We start from the raw sequence: 19,906 nt of genomic DNA, 5'->3' as shown, positions 1-19,906 counted from the left end.
TCTTTGGAGAGGTGGGAATGATGCGTAGAGCAATTGTGACTGTGTTGGCGATGCTGGCACTTGCGGGTTTTGCGCGTGCGGAAACCTGGCCCGCGCACCCGATCACCATCGTCGTGCCGTTCGCCGCCGGCGGTCCGTCGGATGCGATGGCGCGCATCCTCGCCGAGCGCATGAAGCAGTCGCTCGGCGAAGTGGTTCTGATCGAGAACGTGACCGGAGCGGGCGGCTCGCTCGGCGTCGGTCGCGCGGTGCGCGCCGCGCCCGACGGCTACACCGTCTCGTTCGGCCATCTCGGCACCCATGTCGCGAACGGCGCGATCTACAAGCTCGGCTACGACCTCGTCGATGATCTCGAGCCGGTGGTGCTGCTGCCGAGCAATCCGATGATCATCGTCAGCAAGAACGCCGTGCCGGCGAAGTCGCTGAAGGAGCTGTTGGAGTGGCTGAAGTCGCGACCGGCGCCGCCGACCGCGGGCACTGCGGGTGCCGGCAGCGGCAGCCACATCGCCGGGCTCTATTTCGAGAACGTCTCCGGAATCAAGCTGCAATACGTGCCCTATCGCGGCACCGGGCCGGCGCTGAACGACCTCGTCGCCGGCCAGATCGATATCATCGTCGATCAGACGTCGAACTCGATCAACCAGGTCCGCGCCGGCAACATCCGTGCCTATGCGGTCACCGATTCCAAGCGGGTCGCGAATGCGGCTGAGGTCCCGACGGTCGATGAGGCCGGCCTGCCGGGCTTCCACATGACGCTGTGGTCCGGCCTCTGGGTGCCGAAGGGCACGCCGAAGGAGATCGTGGACAAGCTCAACGTCGCGGCGATCCAGGCAATGAACGATCCTGCCGTGAAGAAGCAGCTCGAAAATCTCGGCTTGCAGATGCCGCCAAAGGACCAGCTCAAGCCGGACGCGCTCGGCGCCTGGCAGAAGGCGGAGATCGCAAAATGGTGGCCGATGATCAAGGCCGCTAATGTGAAGGTGGAGTGAAGGCGGGTCCCTCCACGTCGTCCCGGCGAAGGCCGGGACCCATAGCCACCGCTGTAGTATGTCCGCAAATCGTCGAGCCGATTGCCCATTACGCGGCATTATTGCGACGGCATTGTCTGCGCCGGCGCCGCGTTGCTCTCCTGGGTCACGACGCGCTCGCCGCTCTTTGCCGCCAACGCCGTGCCTGCGTCCTCGAACCGCGCCTGATAGACCGCGAAATTCTCCATCACGCGCTGGACGTAGTTGCGCGTCTCCGAGATCGGAATCCGCTCCACCCAGTCGACCGGATCGACCTTGGGATCACGCGGGTCGCCATAGGCCTTGATCCAGTCGCGGACGCGGCCGCGGCCGGCGTTGTAGCCGGCAAACGTCATGATGTGGCAGCCGCGATATTCCGCCAGCAGCGCACTCAGTTCGGCCGCGCCCATCTGGGTGTTGTAGACCGGATCGGAGACCATCCGGCTCCAGTCATAGCCGACGCCGAAGCGCTTGGCGGTGTCGCGTCCGGCCTCGGGTGTCACCTGCATCAGGCCGACGGCATTGGCCGCCGACTTGTCGCGTTGATCGAACGCGCTTTCGGTGCGCGCGATCGAGTAGGTCATGCTGCGCCCGATATCGGGGGCGATCGGGGTGTGCTTGGGAATGCCGATGACCGGGAAGGCGTAATGGTCGAAGGCAAAGCCTCGCGCGAGCGCGATCTTGCCGATCTGCAGCATGGCGCGGGCATCGTTATGGCGGCCGGTGAGCTCGCCGAGCGCCTCGAGCATCCCGACATCTGCGCTTTCCTCGGCGAGGTCGGCAGCGAAATAGAGCACGATATCGGGCTCGCCGATCGCGTAGAGCATGTCCGCGGCACGCACGCGCTCGTCGGCAGCGATGCTGCCGGCGCTGGCCGCAGGCGAGGGCGCGCGCAGCTCGATGCCGTCACGGCCGAGCCTGGCGAGCGCGAGCTGACCGTAATAGGCGGTCGGGTAGCGCGCCGCGGCCTGGTAGTCGGCCCGCATCGCCACGCTGTTGCCCAGCGCCTCGGCGGCGCGGCCGCGCCAATAGGCGGCGCGCGCCAGCACGGTCGGGTTGGTTTGGCCTTCGTCGATCCGTGCGAAATGCGCCGCCGCGGTCCTGGCATCGTCGAGATAGCGCAGCGCGATCCAGCCGCGCATGAAGTGCATGTCGGAGCGGTAATACGGATTGTCCGGCGCCGCCGCGGCGCGGATGACGTCATAGGCCGCCTGGTACTCGCCCTGGTCGAGCAGCTTGCGGGAGAGGACGCGGCGCTCGCGCCACCACTGGTCGGTGTCCTGCTGCGCCATCGTCTCGGGCGCCGCCGCAATCGTCACGCGCGCCGCATCGTCGATCCTGTTCTTCGCCAGCAGCCACTGGATGCGGCACAGTGTGTAGCCGAGGTCGCCGCGGGCGTCCGCCGGCACGTCGTTGAGCGTGTCCTCCGCCTTGCTGGATTGCCCGCGGACCGCGCCGCAGGCCTTCACGATCGCCAGCTCGTCGCTGCCGAGGTGCTGTGCCGCGCGCCTGGCGCCGGCGAGATCCTTGGCGCCGATCCGCTTGTCCATGCGCGCGCGATGATCGTCGCGCGTCAGCAGGTCCTTGAACGCGTCGTAGGCGTCGCTCTCGGTTCGGTCCAGCAGTTCTTCCGAGCGCCAGGCCTCGCGCACCAGCCGCGTGGCGCCGTCGCGATCGCCTTCGGCGAGCAGCGTGCGTGCGAGCGCGAACTTGCCCTTGGCGCTGATCGGCTGGTCGAGCGTGAAAGCGTGCACTGTGGCCGGATCGCTGCGCTCCTGCCAGATCCGCGCTTCAGCCCGTTTGCGCAACAGCGTGACGCTTGGCCAGTCCGGGTTGGCCGTGACGAACGCCGCATAGCGGCTGAACGGCGCATTCGACTCGGAGTGGCGCAGCAGATACCACTCGACGAGCTTGCGCCCGACTGGATCGGTGATCTTTGCCTGGATATCGGTGGCGTCGCTGGTCTTGCCCCGGCGCGCCGCGGTGATCGCGTCCCTGACCGCGGCGAGATCGCCCGACAGCTGCGGCCCGGCGGACTTCTCAGCCTCGGACGCCTTCGAGGTCTCAGCCGATTTGGACGGAGCGGATTTGGCCTTCGCGGATTTGTGTTTGTCGGCGCCGTGCCTGGCGTGCCGGCGCTTGCCGGAGGCGTTTTCGCGCGCAGCCTTCGTGCCGGCCTTGATGCCGGCCTTGGCGCCATGCACATTCTTGTCCCCGTGGCCGCTCTTGGCCTGGTGCTGGTGATGTGGTTTAGCGGCTGCCTGAACGGGAAGCAGCGCAAGCGCGGCGGCGGTGGCGAAACACGCCAGCGGACGTAGGCACCGGTTCATTCCCTGGTCCCCCCTGAGAAACCACGAGGCACAAACAGAACGCGTCATACGGCGGCACAATCGCCGCAGATTACCACTACCCTCGATTCTCGAGTGTTAATGCTGGCGCAACTCAACAGGGAAAACACGACAAAATAAGGCACAATGCGTGTGGAACCCGCGGGAACCGAGGATTTGGCGGCCATTTTGTGGGGCTGAGGGTCCAGTTTGACCGGTTCCAGCGGCGATATATCCTCGTTGAAACGTGCGGCAGCGGGGCACTCTGATGTCAGATCAACTCAAAACCATCCTGGATGGCGGCCGCTATTTCGAGGGGCCGCGCTGGCATCGCGGGCGGCTCTGGTTCGTCGACTGCATGGCGCGGACGCTGATCAGCATCAGCCCGTCAGGCGACCGTCAGGAGCATGCGGTGGTGACCGACGACACGCCGTGCGGTCTCGGCGTGCTGCCTGATGGCGACATCGTCGTGCTGACGATGTTCAAAAAGCGGCTGCTGCGGTTCTCCGGCGGAGCGCTGTCGCTGTATGCCGATCTCTCCGGGATTGCGACCGGCACGATCGACGACATGATCGTCGACGGGCAGGGGCGGGCCTATGTCGGCGATCTCGGCTTCAATCTGCCGCCGCCGGAGGGCCGCGGCGCCGTCGGCCGCATTATCCTGGTGATGCCCGACGGCAGCGCCCGCGTCGTCGCCGACGGCTTGCGCTTTCCCAACGGCATTGCCGTCTCCTCCGACCATCGCCGGCTCGTCGTCGCGGAGATGGATGGTGCCGGTCTCGCCGATTACGACATCGCGCCGGACGGCGGCTTGAGCCTCCGCGGGCGGTTCGGTCGCGTCAATGAACCCGACGGCATCTGTCTCGATGGCGACGGCGCAGTCTGGGTCGCGTCGTTCACCGAAGACGCGTTTGTCCGGATCGATCGCGATGGTGTGGAGCGTGCACGCGTCGCGGTCCCCGGCCGCCGTGCGCTCGCTTGTGCACTCGGCGGTGCGGACCGCAGGACGCTGTTCTGCCTGAGCGCGGAGACGTCCTATGAGGAGCTGCGGAAGGGCAAATCGGTATCGCGGATCGATGTGGTCGAGGTCGAGACACCGGGTGACGGCTATCCCTGACGGCGCCAGTTGCGTTGTGTCGTCCGGGTTCCAGCGCCAGCCACGGCATCCTGGGACTTGAGTTTTGTTCTTGTTTCGTTCATAGAGAGGCTCTCCCGGAGAATGCTGCCATGGACGCCGAGCGAGACCGCGAAATCATCAGGCTATGGAATGAGCTCCGCCGTCTGCAGCGCGAGGGACGTCCGACGGCGTTGCTGGTTCGCCGGATCGAGCAGGCCCTGGCGGCACGGGAGCAGGAGGCGGCCTGAAGCTCCTGTTGACGCGATAGCTTCAGGACCGCTCTAACGCCCGCCGTCCGGCCCCATCACCAGATTGGGCAGCCCGGTCGAGATCTCCGGGAAGAAGCACAGCATCAGCACGGCGAACATCATCAGCAGCACGAAGGGCAGCGTGCCCCAGATCACCTCGCTCAGCGGGATGTCGGGTGCGACGTTGCGGATGACGAAGATGTTGAGGCCGACCGGTGGGTGGATCAGGCCCATCTCCATCACGATGGTCATGACGACGCCGAACCAGATGATGTCGAACTCGGCGGCACGCAGCGGCGGCAGGATGATCGGCGCGGTCATCAGGATGATCGAGACCGGCGGCAGGAAGAAGCCGAGCACGATCACCATCACGAGGATCGCAAACAACAGCTCCCAGCGCGGCAGATGCATCGCGACGATCGCCTCCGCTGCCGACTGCGAGATGTGCAAATAGCTCATCACATAGGAATAGAGCAGCGACATGCCGATGATCAGCATCAGCATCGTGGATTCACGGATGGTCGATTTCAGGATCGGCGACAGGTCGCTCGGTTTCCACACGCTGTAGATCACGGCAATCAGGCCGAGCGCCAGCAGGCCGCCGAGGCCGGCGGTTTCCGACGGCGTGGCGTAGCCGCCATAAAGCGCGATCATCACGCCGGTCAAGAGCAGCACGAACGGGATCACGCGCGGCAGCGCGCTGAAGCGCTCGGCCATGGTGAACTCGTCGCGCTGCAGGATCGCCGCATCCTTGCCGGTCGCGTCATAGGCGGCCTTGGCCATGGCGTATTCCTTGCGGAAGCGGAACACGGCGTAGACGCCGAACAACGACACCAGCAGCAGTCCGGGGCCGATGCCGGCGAGAAACAGCCGTCCAAGCGATTTTTCGGCCGCAACCGCGAACAGGATCATCGTGATCGAGGGCGGCAGCAGGATGCCGAGCGTGCCGCCGGCGGCGATGATCCCCGCGGCAAAGCCGCCGGAATAGCCGCGCTTGCGCATCTCGGGGATGCCGGCCGAACCGATCGCCGAGCAGGTCGCGGGCGAGGAGCCGGCCATCGCCGCGAACAACGCGCAGGCGAACACGTTGGCGACGCCGAGGCCGCCGGGCACGCGGTGCAGCCAGGCATGCAGCGCCGAGTAGAGATCCTGGCCGGCGCGGGATTTGCCGATCGCCGCGCCCTTCAGAATGAACAGCGGGATCGACAGCAGCGTGATCGAGGCCATCTCCTCGTAGACGTTCTGGGTCACCGTATCGAGCGAGGCCGCCGGCATGTAGATCGCCATGAACACGACGGCGACCGCACCGAGCGCGAACGCGATCGGCATGCCGGAGAACATCGCAAACAGGGTGGCAAGCCCGTAGGAGATGCCAATACCAAACACGGTCATCGGCGCGGGCCACCGGTCAGCGGAATGAGGATTTGCAAGAGGAGTTGCACGCAGAGCAGCGTCATGCCGAGCGCCATCAGCCCGTAGGGGATGGCGAGCGGCGGCGACCACATCGAGTTGGACACCTGGCCGTCGACATAGGCCTCGTGCGCCAGGGTCCAGGACTTCCAGGCGAAGAAGGTGCAGAACGCGAAGCTCGCGACATCGACCAGCCACAGCCTGATGCTGTTGGCGCGCGCCGAGAGCAGGCCGACGAACGCCTCGATGCTGACGTGACCGCGCTGGCTCTGCACATAGGCCGAGGACATGAAGGTGGCGCCGACCAGCAGGAACACGGCGGCCTCGTCCTGCCAGTAGTTCGGGCTGTGGAACACGGCGCGGCCGAGCACGCTGTAGCTCAGGATCACGCAGGCCGCGATCAAGGCAAGTGCGGCGAACACCACGATGATATTGTTGCAGACGGACAGCGCACGCGCGAGCATCGCCACGGCCGTATTGCCCGCGGCTATGCTTGCGCTTTCACCTTGATCCGGGACCGGACCATGGATCATGCGGCGACGTCGCTTGCGAGTTTCAGCAAATTGGCGGCCGTCGCTGTCTTGGCGCCGTAGTCCTTCCAGGCGGTATCGCGCGCGATGTCGCGCCACTTGCCGACAATAGCGGCATCGAGCGCGCTGACCTTGGCGCCGGCCTTCTCATAGACCTTGGTGACCTCGATGTCGTCGTCCTGCGCACCCTTGCGGCCGAAGGCCTCGAGCTCGGCGCCGACGGCAAGGATGATGTCCTGCTGGTTCTTCGGCAGCTTGTCGAAGATCGCCTTCGACATCATCAGCGGCTCCAGCATGAACCAGTAGGACGCGCCGGCGCCCGAGGTCAGCGACTTCGCAACTTCCTCCAGGCGGAACGAGATCAGGCTGGTGGAGGAGGTGATGCCGGCATCGCAGGCGCCGGTCTGCATCGCGGCGTAGATCTCGTTGGACGGCACCGACAGCACGGCGGCGCCGGCGGTCTGCAACACCATGTCCATCTCGCGCGAGCCGCCGCGCACCTTGAGGCCCTTTGCGTCTTCGGGTGCCACGATCGCCTTGGAGCGGCTGGCGACGCCGCCGGCCTGCCAGACCCAGGAGATCAGCAGAATGCCCTTGTCGGCGAGGAAGTCGCTCAGCGCCTTGCCGACAGGCTCCTTCTTCCAGCGCAGGCCCTGGTCGTAGGTCGTGACCAGGCCCGGCATCAGGCCGATATTGGTCTCCGGCAACTCGCCGCCGGCGTAGGGCATCGGATAGAGGCTGAGATCGAGCGCGCCCTTGCGCATCGCAGAGAACTGCGCGTTGGTCTTGATCAGCGAGGAGTTCGGATAGATCTCGGCGGTGAGGTCGCCGCCCGAGCGCTTGGCGACCTCGGCCGCGAACATCCGGCACAGCCTGTCGCGGAAGTCGCCCTTGTCGATGGTGCCGCCCGGGAACTGATGCGAGATCTTCAGCGTGGTCGCGGCATGCGCGGTCCCGACACCCATCCGCAGGACGGCGGGCGCGGCGAGGGCGGAAGCGAGGACGTGGCGGCGTGTGAGCATGGTTCTTCCCCTGAAGAGCTTCTTGGGTGGCTGTTAGGCCGGCGCGGAGCTTTAGTTTAGCCGGTCTTAGCGTGAAACTTCTCTAGTCTGATAGTTCGAGGCGCCCTGATAGTGCGGGCCGACACGAGGTCGCAACTCTTGTCATTCAAGTCTTGCCGTTGCTGCGGCGCACACTGCGCTGAAGCAGCGTCGTCGTTCGGGCCTCGCGTGATGAGCGACGGGCGTACGCGGCGGCATGCTTCAAGAATTCGTTATTGGAGGTAACAACCGGCCGCGCAAGTGCGTCGAGGAGAGAGCGGCAAGTCGTCGCGCTCACATTTGACCACACAAGGGATCACTCATCATGACCACCAAGACCCGCCTCGGCCTTTCCGCCGCGCTGCTTTCCTTCAGCCTGGCGCTGGCGCCCGCCGCCTTCGCTCAGGACAAGATGGGCAAGGACGACGCAATGAAGAAGGAAGGCACGATGTCCAAGGATGCCATGAAGAAGGACGATGGCATGATGAAGAAGGACGACGCCATGAAGAAGGACGGCGGCGCGATGATGAAGAAAGACGACGGCATGAAGAAGAACTGACCGCCGCCACCGCTCATCCTTCACAGGCCCGCCGTCGTGGCGGGCCTGATTGCGCCTCAGCGCTTCTTCTTGCCGCGCTCCTTGCGCGCCGCGTAGCGCGCGTCGCGCTTGGCCTTTTGCTCGGCCTCGAGCGCAGCCAGTCTTTCGGTTTCCTCTTCCTTCTCTGTCTCCCGCGCGATCCGGGCGGCCTCGGCTGCGGCGGCCTCTTCCTCGCGGCGCTTCCGCTCGGCCCTCTCGATCTCACGGGATTCCCTGGCCTTGGCGCGGCGTTCGGCGATCGCCGCGCGCTCCTCGGCCCGTGCCTTCACGGTCGGATCGTCAGCGCCCGGCTGGGTACGAAACTTGTTGAGGAGGTTTTGCCGCGCCTGCAGGGCCGCTTTCTGGCGGTCGGCAAAACCCGGTTCCTTGAAGCCACTCATAGAGGAAGCCTGCTGCTTTCTGTTCGTTGATGGATGGGGTTCGGTTCGGCGTTCAATAAGTGAATAGCGGCGAAAAGGCCAGTGGCGAACGGGGGGCTGTGGAGCAAAGGAGATATGAGCGGAGAGCAAACGGCCGACGGCAGTGGTTGCCCGGCTGGCGACCGGCGTGGTGAGTGGTTGGTCACCGAACCTGCAGATACGCCTAGCCGCGCTGAAACTGCTCGCGCCGGCCGTTGCCCGAGAGCTTTGTGCCCAGGACCTTGGCGACCGTCTCGGCGGTCATCGCGCTGCGGTCCGAGGCGCGCTGGGCTTCCAGCCTGTCGCGCGCCTTTTCGGTGATCAGGAGGCTGATCAGCCGCAGTCTGCTGGTCTCGTCGACAGCCTCCGAGAGCAGCTGCCTGTAACGCTGATAATCGTAATTCGCTTCGTGTTCGCTCACCGGCACGCCCCGCACACGCGCTCCACTTCAGCGAGCAGTTTTTCGCGAGTCGCGCGAGCCCGCAACGGAATTGCATCGCCGATCGCTGCCGGCGCGCATTTCGTTGTGCGACTGTTGCAGAATTGATCGCACGCAACCGTGCAAAAGGTCATGATGCGGGCGATGGCAACAGGGAACCGAAGCGGCCATGAGCGAATCCGAAGACGGAGGCAACCGCCGCGGGGCGCTGATCGGACTGCTGGTCGCGGTGGTCATGCTCGCGGTCGGTCTCTGGCTTGCGCATGACCTGACGGCGGCGAGCAGGATGCAGGACTGCCTGATGTCGGGCAGGACCAACTGTAATGTGATCGAGCCGGCGCGCTGACCCTGCCTTGCGGCAGTGCAATATAGCTCCCACATCAACCCCAAAGATTCGGGCTGAACTGTTTGGTCCCGGTTGTGATTCTGGTCACACGCGGACAGGCGGGCTGCCTCGACTCCCAGAGATCGGCGGGAACCTAGGCCATGATGTCCAAGCTGTGGTCCGGAACGGGCGCGGCACTGGCTGCCGCAGCCGCGGCGGGTGCCGTTTTGGTAGCGTATCTATCCCTGACGCTGGCGTCGCCAGAGCCGGTGTCCAGCGCCGCGCTCGGGCCGGCGTGGCAGTGCAGCCGGGTGGCTTTCGTGCTGACCACCTGCACGCGGGCGGGCGAGGATGAGCAAGAGGCCAAGGCTGAGCGCGAGGTCAACGCTGAGCGCGAGGTCAAGACCGAGGGCGAGGTCAAGGCGATCCCGGTGCGCGCCAGGGACGACTGTCCGCCGGAACCCTAGATTTCTGGTTTCTGAGGTATGGTCTTCAGGCTGACGACGGCCCACTTCGCTCGAGAGCGCTCCGGCCGGGCTGCGCCCGCGGCCGCATTTCAAATTATTTCTTGGTGGCGCCGCGCGGCTTGATGGAGAGGCCAAGGCGCATCGCCATCTTCTTGATTCGCTCCGGCGAACGGCCGGTCGCCTTCACGACCTCCTCCAGCGACTTGGAGGAGCGCGCCAATTCCATCAGTCGTCGGTCCTCCTTGAACGACCACCGCGGCTTTCGGGCCATCTTGTTGGTATCCTTGTGCACTGCTGGGCAACAAAGCCGCCAGGCGGGGACGCCTGACGGCCTTGCCGGTGTGGGCCCGGACCTTGGGGAAATGTCCGGTGGATAAGCAATACTGCTTCTAGGTAAGGTCGCAATTGAAACCGGAATTTAACCTAACCTATCAAGGTTACTTGCAGGGTTTACATCGATAGAGCGTGGCAGGAGGCCTTATGCGCAAGGTCGCCATTTTGAGTGCCGCAGCGTTTTTACTGTCCGGTTGCTGGTCCGACCCCGAGGTCACGGGATCGACCAACAGCTGCGCGGCCAATCTTTATAGCCAGTACAATCCCAAGGTCATGGATCAGTGCGTCAACGCCTGCATCAAGTGTGACCACGGCAACGTCACGACCTGCACGACCTCGTGCACGCTGAAGGGCGCGCGGTAATCGATCGCGCATTCACTGACGCGAACCGGGCTAAGCGGCCGTACGCTCGCTCGCGTGGATCGCGTGGCCTCGCGATATTGCCGCGCCTTGCGCGGCGTGATGAACGCCGTTATCGCGTCTGGTCAGCGGCGCCATCGCAGCGCCGGAAACCCAGAGCGTGGAACAGAGCGCGATGAGCCGGCCTTCCTATGTCGCGGTCGATTGGGGCACCAGCAGCTTCCGGCTCTGGCTGATGAGCGCCGGCGGCGAGGTGTTCGGCGAACGGCGCAGTGACGAGGGCATGACGGTGGCCGCCAGGGCCGGCTTCGCGTCCGTGCTGCAATCGCATCTCGACGCGCTGGGCGTGGCGGCCAATCTGCCGGTCGTGATCTGCGGCATGGCGGGGGCGCGGCAGGGCTGGGTCGAGGCCGGCTATGTCGACACGCCGGCGCATCTCTCCGAGATCCTCAAGGGCGCCGTCGTGGTCAGCGGGCAGCCGCGTGATATCCGCATCCTGCCCGGGATTGCGCAGTGCGATGCCGCGGCCCCCGACGTGATGCGTGGCGAGGAAACCCAGTTGCTCGGCGCGCTCGGTCTGGATGCGTCGGGTGAGGCCCTCGTTTGCATGCCGGGAACCCATTCCAAATGGGTGCGCCTGCGCGGTGGAACCGTCGCGCGATTTGCGACCTTCATGACCGGCGAGTTGTTCAGCGTGGTTGCGCGCGACACCATCCTGTCGCACGCTGTTGCCGGCGCGGACGAGGCAGTTGATGCCGATGCGTTTCGCTTGGCCGTCGCCGCGGCGTTCGCCGCGCCGGCGCTATCCGCCAATTTGCTGTTTCGGGTGCGATCCCGGCAGTTGCTGTTCGGCGGCAGTGCGCAGGCGGGCCGTGAGACGATCTCCGGCACGTTGATCGGTGCCGAACTGGCGGCCGGCCTCGCGGAGCGGGAGCAAGCAACGCCGGTGACGCTGATCGCATCGGGCCGCTTGCAGCGGCTCTATCAGATCGCGCTCGAAAGCCTTTCGATTCCGCTCCGCGTGATGGATGCGGAGGAGGCGGTTCGCCGCGGCCTCGCCGGTGCCGCGGCGGCGATCTGGAACCATTGAGGGATCAACGCATGAGCATTCCGTTTCCGCCGATGAAGCGTCCGCTGGTCGCGATCCTGCGCGGCGTCAAGCCGGACGAGGCTTTGCAGATTGTGAGCGCGCTGCTCGAGGCCGGCATGACCGCGATCGAGATTCCGCTGAACTCTCCCGAGCCGTTCCGTTCGATCGAGATCGCGGCGAAGCGGGCGCCGGCTGATGTCCTGATCGGCGCCGGCACGGTGCTGACCGCAGCAGATGTGGATCGTCTCCATGGCGTCGGCGGGCGCCTGATGGTGTCGCCGAACGTCGATGTCGACGTGCTGGCGCGCGCCCGGCACCACGCGATGATCACGATGCCCGGCGTGTTCTCGCCGACGGAAGCGCTGCTCGCCGCACGCGCGAGCGCCTCGAGCCTGAAATTCTTTCCGGCAAGCGTGCTCGGCGCGTCCGGCATTTCGGCGATCCGCGCCGTGCTGCCGCCGGATGTGATGCTCGCCGCCGTCGGCGGCGTCTCGGATCAGAATTTCGCGGAGTATGTGAAGGCGGGTATTCGCGCCTTCGGTCTCGGCAGCAGCCTCTACAAGCCGGGCATGTCGGCCGCGGACGTTGCGGTCAGGGCGAAAGTCACGATCGAGGCGTACGACAGCGCCGTGCAGGGCGCGAGCTAGGCCGGGTCCGCAATCCTTGAGTGCGGGCTAATCGTCCCGCTTACCGCCGTCGATCACCCTGAACAGCGGCGCCGCCTCGCGAGGATTTTCAAGCAGCTCTTCGACCATGGCGATCGCGGCCGCAACGTATTTTCCGGTCGCGGCGTCCAGCGGCCGTTCGGCTTCGTCTGCCAGCGCGAGCTTGGCGCCTTCGAGCAGTTTGCGGGTGCGGATGGCGGACTCGTCGCCGGAGGTGAGGGCGGCGCGAGCGATCGATCTCAGCACGAACAGCTCGCCCTCCAACCGCAGCAGGCGGTCGTTCAGCTTGCTCAGCACAGTATTCAGGTTCCGCATGTCGTCCTCTCCGGCCGTCGGACCCGTCTTCCATACACGGTCATTCCTGACGAAATTCTTGTGCCGGCCACACACCATCTGGTTCGTTGCACCGCGTCGCCGGTCTCTTCATGGTCCCGGCGGCCCGGGAAGGCGCTGTCTTCCGGCGGAGCGATTTGTGGATCAGGGCGAATAGCCCTAGTAGAGTGGCGCATGGGCTGGGCGCCATGCGCCCATCTGCTTCATTCAAGAAACGACGAAGGAACGCATATGAGGATTGCCGTCGAAACGATCGTTGCCGCGCCGATCGCCGATGTCTGGCGCGCCTACACCACGCCCGAGGACATCAAGCAGTGGAATGCGGCGTCCGACGATTGGCACACCACTGCTGCGACGGTGGACCTGCGCGCCGGCGGCGCATTCTCGTCGCGGATGGAAGCCAAGGACGGCAGCATGGGGTTCGATTTCGCCGGCACCTACACCAAGGTCGAGGCGCCCCGCCTGCTCGAATATTCGTTCGGCGACCGCACCGCGCAGGTTGCGTTCGCTCCTGAGGCGGGCGGCGTCAAGGTGGAGGTCTCCTTCGACGGCGAGGACACCCATTCGGTCGAGCAGCAGCGCGGCGGCTGGCAGGCGATCCTGGATAATTTCAAGCGCTACGTCGAGGCAAAGCGGCGGTCCTGATCCGGCCATCGGAGGCGACGTGATCGATGCAGCAAGGGTCTGGCAGCTTGGCGCTGCCAGCGAGATCGAGGGACGGACCACCGGATCCGAGACTTCGGTGATCGTCGTCGACATGCCGCCCGGGCCGGGACCGGCCTTGCACCGCCATCCCTATGCTGAAACCTTCATCGTGCTCGAGGGGCGCGCACGTTTCACGATCGAGGGCAGGGACGTCGAGGCTTCCGCCGGCTCGGTCGTGGTGGCGCCGGCGCATGCGGCTCACACCTTCATCAATCCCGGGCCGGGCCGCCTCCCGCAGGTCGACGTCCATGCCTCCGACCACTTCGTCACCGAATGGCTGGTACCGGAGGCGGAGCGCCCGCGGGGCCAGGTCGCAGCTCCGCGCGAGCGGAAGGCGTGATGCTGAAACGACCGCGCGCGACCATGCCGGCGGGGATCCGTCGCGAGCTCGACGCGAGCGGCCTGATGCAGGCGTTCAAGGAGCGCCCGCCGTATCAACGCAACGACTATCTGCACTGGATCGAACGCAGCGTGCGGGCTGCCACCAGGCGCAAGCGGATCGACCAGATGCTGGAAGAATTGAAGGCCGGCGGGGTCTATATGGGAATGGCGCACCGGCCGAGCAAACGGGCGAGGTGATCGTTCTCTCGGCGCGGTCGCAATAGTCGTCAGGAGCAAATGCGATGCGTTGTGTCTTGGCACTTGGCCTGTTGGTCATCCTGTGCGTGTCTGCGAACGCCGCAACACGGCGTCACTCCCACGCACGCCAACCCGCAACTGTTCGTGCGCCCGCGGATGCGCCGCCGTCTGGGCGCTTCGCCGTTCCCGGCTGGAGTGACGAATCGACGCGGCAATGGCTCGACCGCGCGTCGGAAAATGCCGGCCGAGGCGGATAGTGCGGCAACTCCCCGGAGCCAAGCTCAATCGGCGCCGTCGTCCTCGGTTCCCCGAGCGTTCGATGCCGAGCGCCCGCTGTATTGCCGGGGCACGCCCGCGGCCCTTCTCGCGCTCACGCCCTCGCTCTCACGCAGTTCCTTCCGTGCGCGCCGCGCGGTTCGCATCGCTCGCTTGATGTTTGAATCATGCGAGTCTTCGTCGAAGAAGAGGACGATCTCGCAGCTCGGGCACTGGCGCGAGTAACCGTTCTGCAGCCGCTTGGCGCGATCACGAAAGACGTTCTTGCAGCGTGTGCAACGGATCTGGACGGAGTCTTCCATATCGACCCCAAATATCGACGAACAATGAGAGCGCTGACAATCTCTTCAAGGAAGCAATTCCGGATTAACAAATCACGAAGCACGCCGCGCAAGATCGCGAGAATCGGAACCTGCAACGTGACGAACAGAATACGTTCGGCATCTCAGGCGCCGTCGGAACTTTGTTCACGCACGGAGAACTACGGAAACGTTGCGTGCGCTGATTGATAAGGAACAAGACGCGATTTCAGAGCAGATCGTGAACATCAGAAAAAGAAAGGCCTCAGCGCGTGGGACACACTGAGGCCAAGTTGACACTTTGGTCGTGAGGCACCGTCACCGATGCCTCGGTGCTTAACCTACCTTCGTTTCTCTCCAGCCAAATGGCCCATATGGGCCATGATCGTTGGCACAAGACGTGCAAGCTTGGAGCTGTCAGGATTTTGCATCACCTTCCTGGGGCTAGAGCAACGCCGTCCGCACACATTTCAAGCGGGCGGCGTTGTGCGTTTCGGCGGCAGGTACGCGGCTTCGATCAGGATCAGCGATCCATCGGCCGAATTTCCAGGCTCTCGATTTTGACCGGCGGACTCGAGAACGCATCCTCGTTCAACGGATGCAGCGTGATCGGCGTAGTCGTGCCGCCGGTGAGGACATTGTCGCGCGCGCCGCTTTCGTGGGTGTAGCTGCCGGCGAGTTGGTCGAGCCCGAGCCACGGCGCTGGCGCCATCACCTTCCAGGCCAGTGCGACCTCCTCGTCGCCGATGAAAATGCCGAGGTTGGGAATGGCTGCGACGTAGTGACCGTCCGGTGCGCTATCGGCCTGCAGCACGCAATCGAGATTGGTAACCGGGCCCAGGGTGAAACCGGTATCGGGGCCGCCACGACAGGCGAGCGTTCCGGCCTGCACCTGTTGTGCCTCGGCGGTTGCGACGGGCGTGGCGAGAACGGCCGCGCTACACACCGCAACGATGATCCAATGACCCTTTGTACGCATGGCGCTGTACAACGTGGAGGGAAGCGCAATCGGTCCACGCTCTCGCGTGCGGCCTTCGCTCGTGGTTAAGGGATCCTTAGAATTGGGGCGGCCAACGAAACTACGCCGCCGGGCTCGAAATGAATTGTCCCGACGGCGGCCTGTTTCAATCTGGGCCCGCAATCCCATTCATGTTCTGTCTGCGAGACTGGCGTCGAGGTTCGAGTAACCCGTATTCATACGGGCGTTAGCGTCTCGCGAAAGTCTGGGGTTGGCTGCTGACCCTCTTGTGCCCCGGTGGCGGTCCGATGGTGACCCAGACCACCGCGGCAATCACGATCGCCGTCAGGATGGCGCCGGCCAGGGGCCGATCGTTGTCCATGCTCGGCGCCCGTTCAGATATGATGCTCCAGCTTCCGCATCTCCTGCAGGCGAGCCAGGCAGAAATCCCGATACAATTCGTTGATGAAATCCCACATGACCGAATCCCCTTTTGGTGCAATGGCGGGACGCTAGACCGGGTTTGTTTCCGGCCGGCTTCGCGGCGTCCGGAAAATGGCTTCATCGAAGGGGAGTGGGGTGGCGATCCCGGCGGGATTCGAACCTGCAACCCGCGGAGTAACCCGGGCGCCGCGGCGATTGTCGCGACACCTCCAATCGTTAGCGCGCATCGTCCGTGCGGCCCGGTGATTTTTCCGGGGATCGGGCGCCGTGCCGCCGCGCGATCTCCTCCTCGCAATCGGCATTGAGCTGCCGCGCCTGGCGCGCTGCCCATGCCCGGTCACGCTCGCGGCGCGCGTCGCTCTTGCTGCAGCTCGCGCGTCCGCAGGTCAGGTGCCGTAGACGTCCTGATATTTGATCCGCGCGTGGCGCTCGCCTTCGTCGTTGACGTCGGGCATCGAGACGCTGCCTTCGCGGCAGGAAACGTGTCCCGACAACGCGCGTCGTCAATAAAGAGTGAATAGCGAAATCGCTCGCAGCCAAGTATTAGACGACCGGTCTAATTTAATGGTCTCGGTAAAATGCAGTGATCTCGGCTTTGGCGGAGTTCGAGCGCTGACGGATTGATCGAGACATCTCCAATGAACAACGTCCGCCGACTCCTACGCGGTTGGCTGGTTTCCAACATGAGAGGTCACGTATGGTTCGCAAGATCGCGCTTGGAATGACGATCGCTCTCGCAATGGCTCTGACCGCTCCGGTGGCCATGGCCCAGCAGAAGCACCATGTCAGCTATGATACCCCGGCAACTCAGACGACATACACCCAACAACACGTCATCGATGTTGGCGATATTCCGGGACATCAAGCTCGGCTCTTCGAAATCCGGCGGATCTATGGGAACGATGCCCCCCTCATCAACGGGTCGAGGTTGAAGGAGCAGTGGACGCGCGGCATGTCGGACTACATCGATAACAATGGTCCGGCCCTCATCTACAACGTCTGGATACTGGAGAATGGCGACAAGTTTTTCGTCAGGACATCTCTGGTCGCCCAAAGCAGTGGAGACGGCAAGCTTACAAACATGACATCGGGCGTCATTACGGGAGGCACAGGTAGCCTCGCCAGGATTCGTGGCATCATTAGCAGCCATGGGCCGTCCGAGCCGAAAGCCGGCGTCAATGCCAATCAGACCGACATCGATTATTGGATGGAGTGAGAAGGTCTTCGCCACAGGCGATGGACCGGTGAGAAATTGCCAGTCCATTATGTCCGTTTCCATGATGTCTCCCCAGTGACGATATCTGGGCACCGCAACACCAAAAACGTCATGGCGATCAAGCCGGGAGGATTCCAATGTTGCACCTGAACAGGCCCATCGTGTCGTTTCTGCTCTGCCTGCTCGGCCTCATCGCTGTGACGCGATCTGCAACTGCGGAAATCACCAAAATCGAATTCACCTCGAAACAGCCGTACGGCACGTTTCGCACCGGCGACTATGTGATCTGGCAGGGCATGATCCATGGCGACCTGGCGCCGCAAGAGGCCATTCCGGGCATCGACAAGGCGGCGCGCAATGAACGCGGGCGCGTCGACTACGCGGCAAAGATCATTCTCATGATGCCGGCAGCTCTGCGCGCCGGCAACGGCGCATTGCTGGTGGATGTGCCCAACCGCGGTCGCGTCTACGCCGAGGCGCTCTACAACTCGCCGCGCGACGCGCCGTTTCTCTCCGGCACGCTGGAGCAGGGCACCGGCTTTCTCCAGGACCACGGTTTTGCGATCGCCGAGGTGCATTGGGAGCTCGGACAGGGCGCGGAGCTACCTTCGTTCGCCGACAGCGACGGCAAGACGCGCTACGTCGAGGGGGTAGGCTTTGCGATCGTGCGCGATGCCGCGGATTTCCTCGCGCACGCAGCCACTGACGCCGGAGGAACGCCGAACCCGCTCAAGGGCGCTATCAGCCGCGTGCTCGCGAGCGGCAAATCCCAGGACGGACGCTTCCTGAAGTCCTTTCTCTTGAACGGCTTCAACATGGTGGGCAACCGGCGCGTATTCGACGGCATGCATGTGTTCGTCTCGGCTGCTGGTCTTCTTCCGATCCTGCAGACCGGCCTTGGACCAATGTCGAGCGGTGAGGGAGCTCCCACCTTCGCCAATCCGGACTTTCCCGGCGTGAATGACGGGCCGCTCACGATCGGCGAGATCACCGCCATGGTCGCGGCGCGCGGCGAGGTGCCGCCGAAGATGGTGCTGATCAACTCGACCACGGATTACTACTCGCTGCGCGCTTCGCTCGGCCGCACCGGCGCGTCCGGTACCGCGGACCAGCCGCTCCCCGCCAATGTGCGGATGTACGATGTCGCCGGCGGCTCGCATTGGTGGTTCTAAAGGCGCCCACGTGCACGCAATCGCCCGGCCGTCTCGATTGGGCTCCCTTGTCGCGGGCCTTGTTGCTGCATCTCGATGACTGGGTGAGCCGCAACGCCGAGCCGCCCGCCAGCGAACTGATGCCGCTCGATACCGCGAGCGGCGATCCGCCCGCGCTGCGCGCACCGACCGCGCTTTCCGCTGCCGTGATCCAGGTGCCGAAGCGCGATCAGGACGGCAACGCGCTCGGCGGAGTGCGGATGCCGGATGTCGCCGTGCCGACCGGCACCAATGGCGGACAGAACGCGCCGCAGACATTCACCTGCATGCTGATTGGGACCTTCTCCCCGTTCGCAGCGACGAAAGCCGAACGGGAACGCACCGGCGACGCCCGCCCGTCGATCGAGGAGCGCTACCACGGCCGCGACGATTATGTGAACCGGATCCGGATCGCCGCGCTGGACCTCGTGAGGCGAGGCTTCGTGCTGCCGGAAGATGCGGCGGTGATCGTTCAGGAAGCCGCGTCGAGCAAACTGTTCGCGCCCGCCCCCGCGAATGACGCGCCACGCTGAGGGACGCCCGGATCACGTGCGATATCTCGACGAGTATGACGATTGTTAGCGGCACTTTCGAACTGAACGGGCGAAGATGTCCGTTGCCGGGGCTAAAAACAGATCTCCCGCCTGGCGCTTGCTTCTCCTAGACGACCGGTCTATTTGACTTTTTATGAGCAAGACGTTGCCTCTTCGCCGTCGCGGGCGCCCGCCGAAAGAACTTGCCGGCTTTAGCGCGACCCGTGACGCGCTGGTCCGTGCAGGTGTCGTCATGCTGACGGAGAAGGGCTATTGCGCGACGGGAATCGAGGAAGTCTTGCGTAGCGTCGACGTGCCGAAGGGTTCGTTCTACCACTACTTTCCGAGCAAGGAAGCATTTGGAGCGGAACTGATCGACAGCTACGCTGCCTATTTTTCGCGGAAACTCGACGGCTTCTTCCTGAACGAGCAACACCCCCCGCTGGAGAGGCTTAGGGGTTTCACCGACGATGCTGCGTTTGCCATGAAGCGCTTCCGTTATACGCGCGGCTGTTTGGTCGGCAACCTTGGCCAGGAGATGGGCGCACTTCCACAATCTTTTCGTCAGCAACTATTCGCCGTGTTCATCGACTGGCAGCAGCGCACAGCCAAGTGCTTGAGGTCTGCTCAAGCCACGGGTGCGATCTCTTCCAGCCACGATTGCGATTGGCTTGCCGAATTCTTCTGGATCGGCTGGGAGGGCGCGGTCCTGCGCGCCAAACTCGAGCGCCGTTCCGACCCGCTTCACTCCTTCTCGAAAGGTTTTTTCAAGCTCCTCAGTAAATGAGCCTTTTTGTCATTGGGTCGTTCAATATCAAACAATCGATTCGCTGTGCGGAATAGGTCCGGGGATTTGGTGCAGCATTCGGCGACAAACAGCTGCATTGATCGGCATCTGCTCCACAAACCGTGAATTTGCTTTGCGTTGCAAGCCAGCTAAAGGCCTTTGAAATCTAAGGAATTTCGGGCGCTGAAAACTGGCGATCCCGGCAGGAGTCGAACCTGCAACCCGCGGAGTA

The 19,906-nt window shown here is 64.2% G+C and carries 27 protein-coding genes; 16 read left to right on the top strand and 11 right to left on the bottom strand.

Annotation, left to right across the window (positions count from 1 at the left end):
* Positions 1-20 precede the first annotated feature (20 nt).
* Positions 21-989 carry a tripartite tricarboxylate transporter substrate binding protein BugD gene (locus tag ACVIGA_RS00425; protein ID WP_375774890.1) on the top strand — a complete coding sequence of 323 codons (969 nt, stop codon included), beginning with the start codon at positions 21-23 and terminating at the stop codon, positions 987-989.
* 98 nt (positions 990-1,087) lie between these two features.
* Here ACVIGA_RS00425 and ACVIGA_RS00420 read toward each other — a convergent pair whose 3' ends face one another.
* Complete coding sequence (locus tag ACVIGA_RS00420) at positions 1,088-3,337, bottom strand: lytic transglycosylase domain-containing protein (RefSeq protein WP_456664896.1); 2,250 nt, start codon at positions 3,335-3,337, stop codon at positions 1,088-1,090.
* A 265-nt stretch (positions 3,338-3,602) separates the two neighbouring features.
* Here ACVIGA_RS00420 and ACVIGA_RS00415 point away from each other — a divergent pair, with 265 nt between their 5' ends.
* Together ACVIGA_RS00415 and ACVIGA_RS00410 are read left to right on the top strand one after the other, a co-directional pair.
* Positions 3,603-4,451 carry an SMP-30/gluconolactonase/LRE family protein gene (locus ACVIGA_RS00415; RefSeq protein ID WP_456664895.1) on the top strand — a complete coding sequence of 283 codons (849 nt, stop codon included), beginning with the start codon at positions 3,603-3,605 and terminating at the stop codon, positions 4,449-4,451.
* A gap of 110 nt (positions 4,452-4,561) precedes the next feature.
* Positions 4,562-4,699: a hypothetical protein gene (locus ACVIGA_RS00410; RefSeq protein ID WP_158231348.1), complete on the top strand. Its 138-nt coding sequence runs from the start codon at positions 4,562-4,564 to the stop codon at positions 4,697-4,699.
* A gap of 33 nt (positions 4,700-4,732) precedes the next feature.
* On the opposite strand, the gene ACVIGA_RS00405 is transcribed toward ACVIGA_RS00410, so the two are convergent.
* From ACVIGA_RS00405 to ACVIGA_RS00395, 3 genes are read right to left on the bottom strand one after another with little or no spacing between them, the layout of a single operon-like run.
* A complete protein-coding gene (locus ACVIGA_RS00405; RefSeq protein WP_223966358.1) occupies positions 4,733-6,091 on the bottom strand; it encodes a TRAP transporter large permease in 1,359 nt (452 codons plus the stop codon).
* Positions 6,088-6,642 carry a TRAP transporter small permease gene (locus tag ACVIGA_RS00400; RefSeq protein ID WP_212314702.1) on the bottom strand — a complete coding sequence of 185 codons (555 nt, stop codon included), beginning with the start codon at positions 6,640-6,642 and terminating at the stop codon, positions 6,088-6,090. The genes ACVIGA_RS00405 and ACVIGA_RS00400 overlap by 4 nt, the downstream gene beginning before the upstream one ends.
* Positions 6,639-7,661, bottom strand: coding sequence for a TRAP transporter substrate-binding protein (locus ACVIGA_RS00395; protein ID WP_375774885.1), 1,023 nt, complete (start codon positions 7,659-7,661; stop codon positions 6,639-6,641). The genes ACVIGA_RS00400 and ACVIGA_RS00395 overlap by 4 nt, the downstream gene beginning before the upstream one ends.
* 343 nt (positions 7,662-8,004) lie before the next feature.
* Between ACVIGA_RS00395 and ACVIGA_RS00390 the strand changes: the two genes are divergently transcribed.
* Positions 8,005-8,238, top strand: coding sequence for a pentapeptide MXKDX repeat protein (locus tag ACVIGA_RS00390; RefSeq protein ID WP_092114537.1), 234 nt, complete (start codon positions 8,005-8,007; stop codon positions 8,236-8,238).
* Positions 8,239-8,294: 56 nt separating this feature from the next.
* Here ACVIGA_RS00390 and ACVIGA_RS00385 read toward each other — a convergent pair whose 3' ends face one another.
* On the bottom strand, positions 8,295-8,657 hold the full coding sequence (locus tag ACVIGA_RS00385) for a DUF6481 family protein (RefSeq protein ID WP_456664894.1): 363 nt from the start codon (positions 8,655-8,657) through the stop codon (positions 8,295-8,297).
* A 202-nt stretch (positions 8,658-8,859) separates the two neighbouring features.
* Positions 8,860-9,096 carry a hypothetical protein gene (locus ACVIGA_RS00380; RefSeq protein ID WP_375774883.1) on the bottom strand — a complete coding sequence of 79 codons (237 nt, stop codon included), beginning with the start codon at positions 9,094-9,096 and terminating at the stop codon, positions 8,860-8,862.
* Positions 9,097-9,283: 187 nt separating this feature from the next.
* Between ACVIGA_RS00380 and ACVIGA_RS00375 the strand changes: the two genes are divergently transcribed.
* The gene (locus ACVIGA_RS00375) at positions 9,284-9,460 is read left to right on the top strand and encodes a hypothetical protein (protein WP_456664893.1); all 177 of its coding nucleotides are present in this window, start codon (positions 9,284-9,286) and stop codon (positions 9,458-9,460) included.
* A 140-nt stretch (positions 9,461-9,600) separates the two neighbouring features.
* Positions 9,601-9,906 carry a hypothetical protein gene (locus ACVIGA_RS00370; protein ID WP_456664892.1) on the top strand — a complete coding sequence of 102 codons (306 nt, stop codon included), beginning with the start codon at positions 9,601-9,603 and terminating at the stop codon, positions 9,904-9,906.
* 94 nt (positions 9,907-10,000) lie between these two features.
* On the opposite strand, the gene ACVIGA_RS00365 is transcribed toward ACVIGA_RS00370, so the two are convergent.
* Entirely contained in the window at positions 10,001-10,177 is a 177-nt protein-coding gene (locus ACVIGA_RS00365) for a hypothetical protein (RefSeq protein ID WP_171947593.1), read from the bottom strand.
* 209 nt (positions 10,178-10,386) lie between these two features.
* Here ACVIGA_RS00365 and ACVIGA_RS00360 point away from each other — a divergent pair, with 209 nt between their 5' ends.
* From ACVIGA_RS00360 to ACVIGA_RS00350, 3 genes are all read left to right on the top strand, one after another.
* Positions 10,387-10,602: a hypothetical protein gene (locus ACVIGA_RS00360; protein ID WP_050402491.1), complete on the top strand. Its 216-nt coding sequence runs from the start codon at positions 10,387-10,389 to the stop codon at positions 10,600-10,602.
* Between the two features lie 172 nt (positions 10,603-10,774).
* Positions 10,775-11,689 carry a 2-dehydro-3-deoxygalactonokinase gene (locus ACVIGA_RS00355; protein ID WP_456664891.1) on the top strand — a complete coding sequence of 305 codons (915 nt, stop codon included), beginning with the start codon at positions 10,775-10,777 and terminating at the stop codon, positions 11,687-11,689.
* Between the two features lie 11 nt (positions 11,690-11,700).
* The gene (locus tag ACVIGA_RS00350; RefSeq protein WP_456664890.1) at positions 11,701-12,336 is read left to right on the top strand and encodes a 2-dehydro-3-deoxy-6-phosphogalactonate aldolase; all 636 of its coding nucleotides are present in this window, start codon (positions 11,701-11,703) and stop codon (positions 12,334-12,336) included.
* Between the two features lie 27 nt (positions 12,337-12,363).
* Here the strand turns inward: ACVIGA_RS00350 and ACVIGA_RS00345 are convergent, their stop codons facing one another.
* Positions 12,364-12,669: a hypothetical protein gene (locus ACVIGA_RS00345; protein WP_092114532.1), complete on the bottom strand. Its 306-nt coding sequence runs from the start codon at positions 12,667-12,669 to the stop codon at positions 12,364-12,366.
* Positions 12,670-12,918: 249 nt separating this feature from the next.
* On the opposite strand from ACVIGA_RS00345, the gene ACVIGA_RS00340 reads away from it, so the two are divergent.
* The 3 genes from ACVIGA_RS00340 to ACVIGA_RS00330 are packed head-to-tail and all read left to right on the top strand — an operon-like array spanning position 12,919 to position 13,971.
* Complete coding sequence (locus ACVIGA_RS00340) at positions 12,919-13,332, top strand: SRPBCC family protein (RefSeq protein ID WP_456664889.1); 414 nt, start codon at positions 12,919-12,921, stop codon at positions 13,330-13,332.
* Positions 13,333-13,351: 19 nt separating this feature from the next.
* Positions 13,352-13,732, top strand: a complete 381-nt coding sequence (locus tag ACVIGA_RS00335; RefSeq protein WP_456664888.1) for a cupin domain-containing protein — start codon at positions 13,352-13,354, stop codon at positions 13,730-13,732.
* Positions 13,732-13,971 carry a YdeI/OmpD-associated family protein gene (locus ACVIGA_RS00330; RefSeq protein WP_308444383.1) on the top strand — a complete coding sequence of 80 codons (240 nt, stop codon included), beginning with the start codon at positions 13,732-13,734 and terminating at the stop codon, positions 13,969-13,971. The genes ACVIGA_RS00335 and ACVIGA_RS00330 overlap by 1 nt, the downstream gene beginning before the upstream one ends.
* A 281-nt stretch (positions 13,972-14,252) precedes the next feature.
* On the opposite strand, the gene ACVIGA_RS00325 is transcribed toward ACVIGA_RS00330, so the two are convergent.
* Entirely contained in the window at positions 14,253-14,549 is a 297-nt protein-coding gene (locus ACVIGA_RS00325; protein ID WP_223966378.1) for a Zn-ribbon domain-containing protein, read from the bottom strand.
* A gap of 520 nt (positions 14,550-15,069) precedes the next feature.
* On the bottom strand, positions 15,070-15,525 hold the full coding sequence (locus tag ACVIGA_RS00320) for a DUF992 domain-containing protein (protein WP_375774875.1): 456 nt from the start codon (positions 15,523-15,525) through the stop codon (positions 15,070-15,072).
* Positions 15,526-16,645: 1,120 nt separating this feature from the next.
* Here ACVIGA_RS00320 and ACVIGA_RS00315 point away from each other — a divergent pair.
* From ACVIGA_RS00315 to acuR, 4 genes are all read left to right on the top strand, one after another.
* Positions 16,646-17,164 carry a hypothetical protein gene (locus ACVIGA_RS00315; RefSeq protein WP_375774873.1) on the top strand — a complete coding sequence of 173 codons (519 nt, stop codon included), beginning with the start codon at positions 16,646-16,648 and terminating at the stop codon, positions 17,162-17,164.
* A 137-nt stretch (positions 17,165-17,301) separates the two neighbouring features.
* Positions 17,302-18,336, top strand: a complete 1,035-nt coding sequence (locus ACVIGA_RS00310) for an alpha/beta hydrolase domain-containing protein (RefSeq protein ID WP_456664887.1) — start codon at positions 17,302-17,304, stop codon at positions 18,334-18,336.
* Positions 18,327-18,887 (top strand): alpha/beta hydrolase domain-containing protein, encoded by a 561-nt coding sequence (locus ACVIGA_RS00305; RefSeq protein WP_456670707.1) that lies wholly within the window; start codon positions 18,327-18,329, stop codon positions 18,885-18,887. Before ACVIGA_RS00310 ends, ACVIGA_RS00305 begins: the two co-directional genes overlap by 10 nt.
* 154 nt (positions 18,888-19,041) lie before the next feature.
* Positions 19,042-19,674, top strand: a complete 633-nt coding sequence (acuR, locus tag ACVIGA_RS00300) for an acrylate utilization transcriptional regulator AcuR (RefSeq protein WP_456664886.1) — start codon at positions 19,042-19,044, stop codon at positions 19,672-19,674.
* 27 nt (positions 19,675-19,701) lie between these two features.
* Here the strand turns inward: acuR and ACVIGA_RS00295 are convergent.
* A partial coding sequence (locus ACVIGA_RS00295; protein ID WP_456664885.1) for a hypothetical protein occupies positions 19,702-19,906 on the bottom strand: 205 nt, incomplete at its 5' end.

The organism is Bradyrhizobium sp. USDA 3240, from assembly GCF_054063295.1.
The sequence above is the reverse complement of the archived record's forward strand: the minus strand, read 5'-3'. Positions and strand labels throughout refer to the sequence as shown.

Coding starts and splice junctions, on each gene's coding strand:
- ACVIGA_RS00425 (WP_375774890.1), top strand. CDS start 21: ATGCGTAGAGCAATTGTGACTGTGTTGGCGATGCTGGCACTTGCGGGT.
- ACVIGA_RS00420 (WP_456664896.1), bottom strand. CDS start 3,337: ATGAACCGGTGCCTACGTCCGCTGGCGTGTTTCGCCACCGCCGCCGCG.
- ACVIGA_RS00415 (WP_456664895.1), top strand. CDS start 3,603: ATGTCAGATCAACTCAAAACCATCCTGGATGGCGGCCGCTATTTCGAG.
- ACVIGA_RS00410 (WP_158231348.1), top strand. CDS start 4,562: ATGGACGCCGAGCGAGACCGCGAAATCATCAGGCTATGGAATGAGCTC.
- ACVIGA_RS00405 (WP_223966358.1), bottom strand. CDS start 6,091: ATGACCGTGTTTGGTATTGGCATCTCCTACGGGCTTGCCACCCTGTTT.
- ACVIGA_RS00400 (WP_212314702.1), bottom strand. CDS start 6,642: ATGATCCATGGTCCGGTCCCGGATCAAGGTGAAAGCGCAAGCATAGCC.
- ACVIGA_RS00395 (WP_375774885.1), bottom strand. CDS start 7,661: ATGCTCACACGCCGCCACGTCCTCGCTTCCGCCCTCGCCGCGCCCGCC.
- ACVIGA_RS00390 (WP_092114537.1), top strand. CDS start 8,005: ATGACCACCAAGACCCGCCTCGGCCTTTCCGCCGCGCTGCTTTCCTTC.
- ACVIGA_RS00385 (WP_456664894.1), bottom strand. CDS start 8,657: ATGAGTGGCTTCAAGGAACCGGGTTTTGCCGACCGCCAGAAAGCGGCC.
- ACVIGA_RS00375 (WP_456664893.1), top strand. CDS start 9,284: ATGAGCGAATCCGAAGACGGAGGCAACCGCCGCGGGGCGCTGATCGGA.
- ACVIGA_RS00370 (WP_456664892.1), top strand. CDS start 9,601: ATGATGTCCAAGCTGTGGTCCGGAACGGGCGCGGCACTGGCTGCCGCA.
- ACVIGA_RS00365 (WP_171947593.1), bottom strand. CDS start 10,177: ATGGCCCGAAAGCCGCGGTGGTCGTTCAAGGAGGACCGACGACTGATG.
- ACVIGA_RS00360 (WP_050402491.1), top strand. CDS start 10,387: ATGCGCAAGGTCGCCATTTTGAGTGCCGCAGCGTTTTTACTGTCCGGT.
- ACVIGA_RS00355 (WP_456664891.1), top strand. CDS start 10,775: ATGAGCCGGCCTTCCTATGTCGCGGTCGATTGGGGCACCAGCAGCTTC.
- ACVIGA_RS00350 (WP_456664890.1), top strand. CDS start 11,701: ATGAGCATTCCGTTTCCGCCGATGAAGCGTCCGCTGGTCGCGATCCTG.
- ACVIGA_RS00345 (WP_092114532.1), bottom strand. CDS start 12,669: ATGCGGAACCTGAATACTGTGCTGAGCAAGCTGAACGACCGCCTGCTG.
- ACVIGA_RS00340 (WP_456664889.1), top strand. CDS start 12,919: ATGAGGATTGCCGTCGAAACGATCGTTGCCGCGCCGATCGCCGATGTC.
- ACVIGA_RS00330 (WP_308444383.1), top strand. CDS start 13,732: ATGCTGAAACGACCGCGCGCGACCATGCCGGCGGGGATCCGTCGCGAG.
- ACVIGA_RS00325 (WP_223966378.1), bottom strand. CDS start 14,549: ATGGAAGACTCCGTCCAGATCCGTTGCACACGCTGCAAGAACGTCTTT.
- ACVIGA_RS00320 (WP_375774875.1), bottom strand. CDS start 15,525: ATGCGTACAAAGGGTCATTGGATCATCGTTGCGGTGTGTAGCGCGGCC.
- ACVIGA_RS00315 (WP_375774873.1), top strand. CDS start 16,646: ATGGTTCGCAAGATCGCGCTTGGAATGACGATCGCTCTCGCAATGGCT.
- ACVIGA_RS00310 (WP_456664887.1), top strand. CDS start 17,302: ATGTTGCACCTGAACAGGCCCATCGTGTCGTTTCTGCTCTGCCTGCTC.
- acuR (WP_456664886.1), top strand. CDS start 19,042: ATGAGCAAGACGTTGCCTCTTCGCCGTCGCGGGCGCCCGCCGAAAGAA.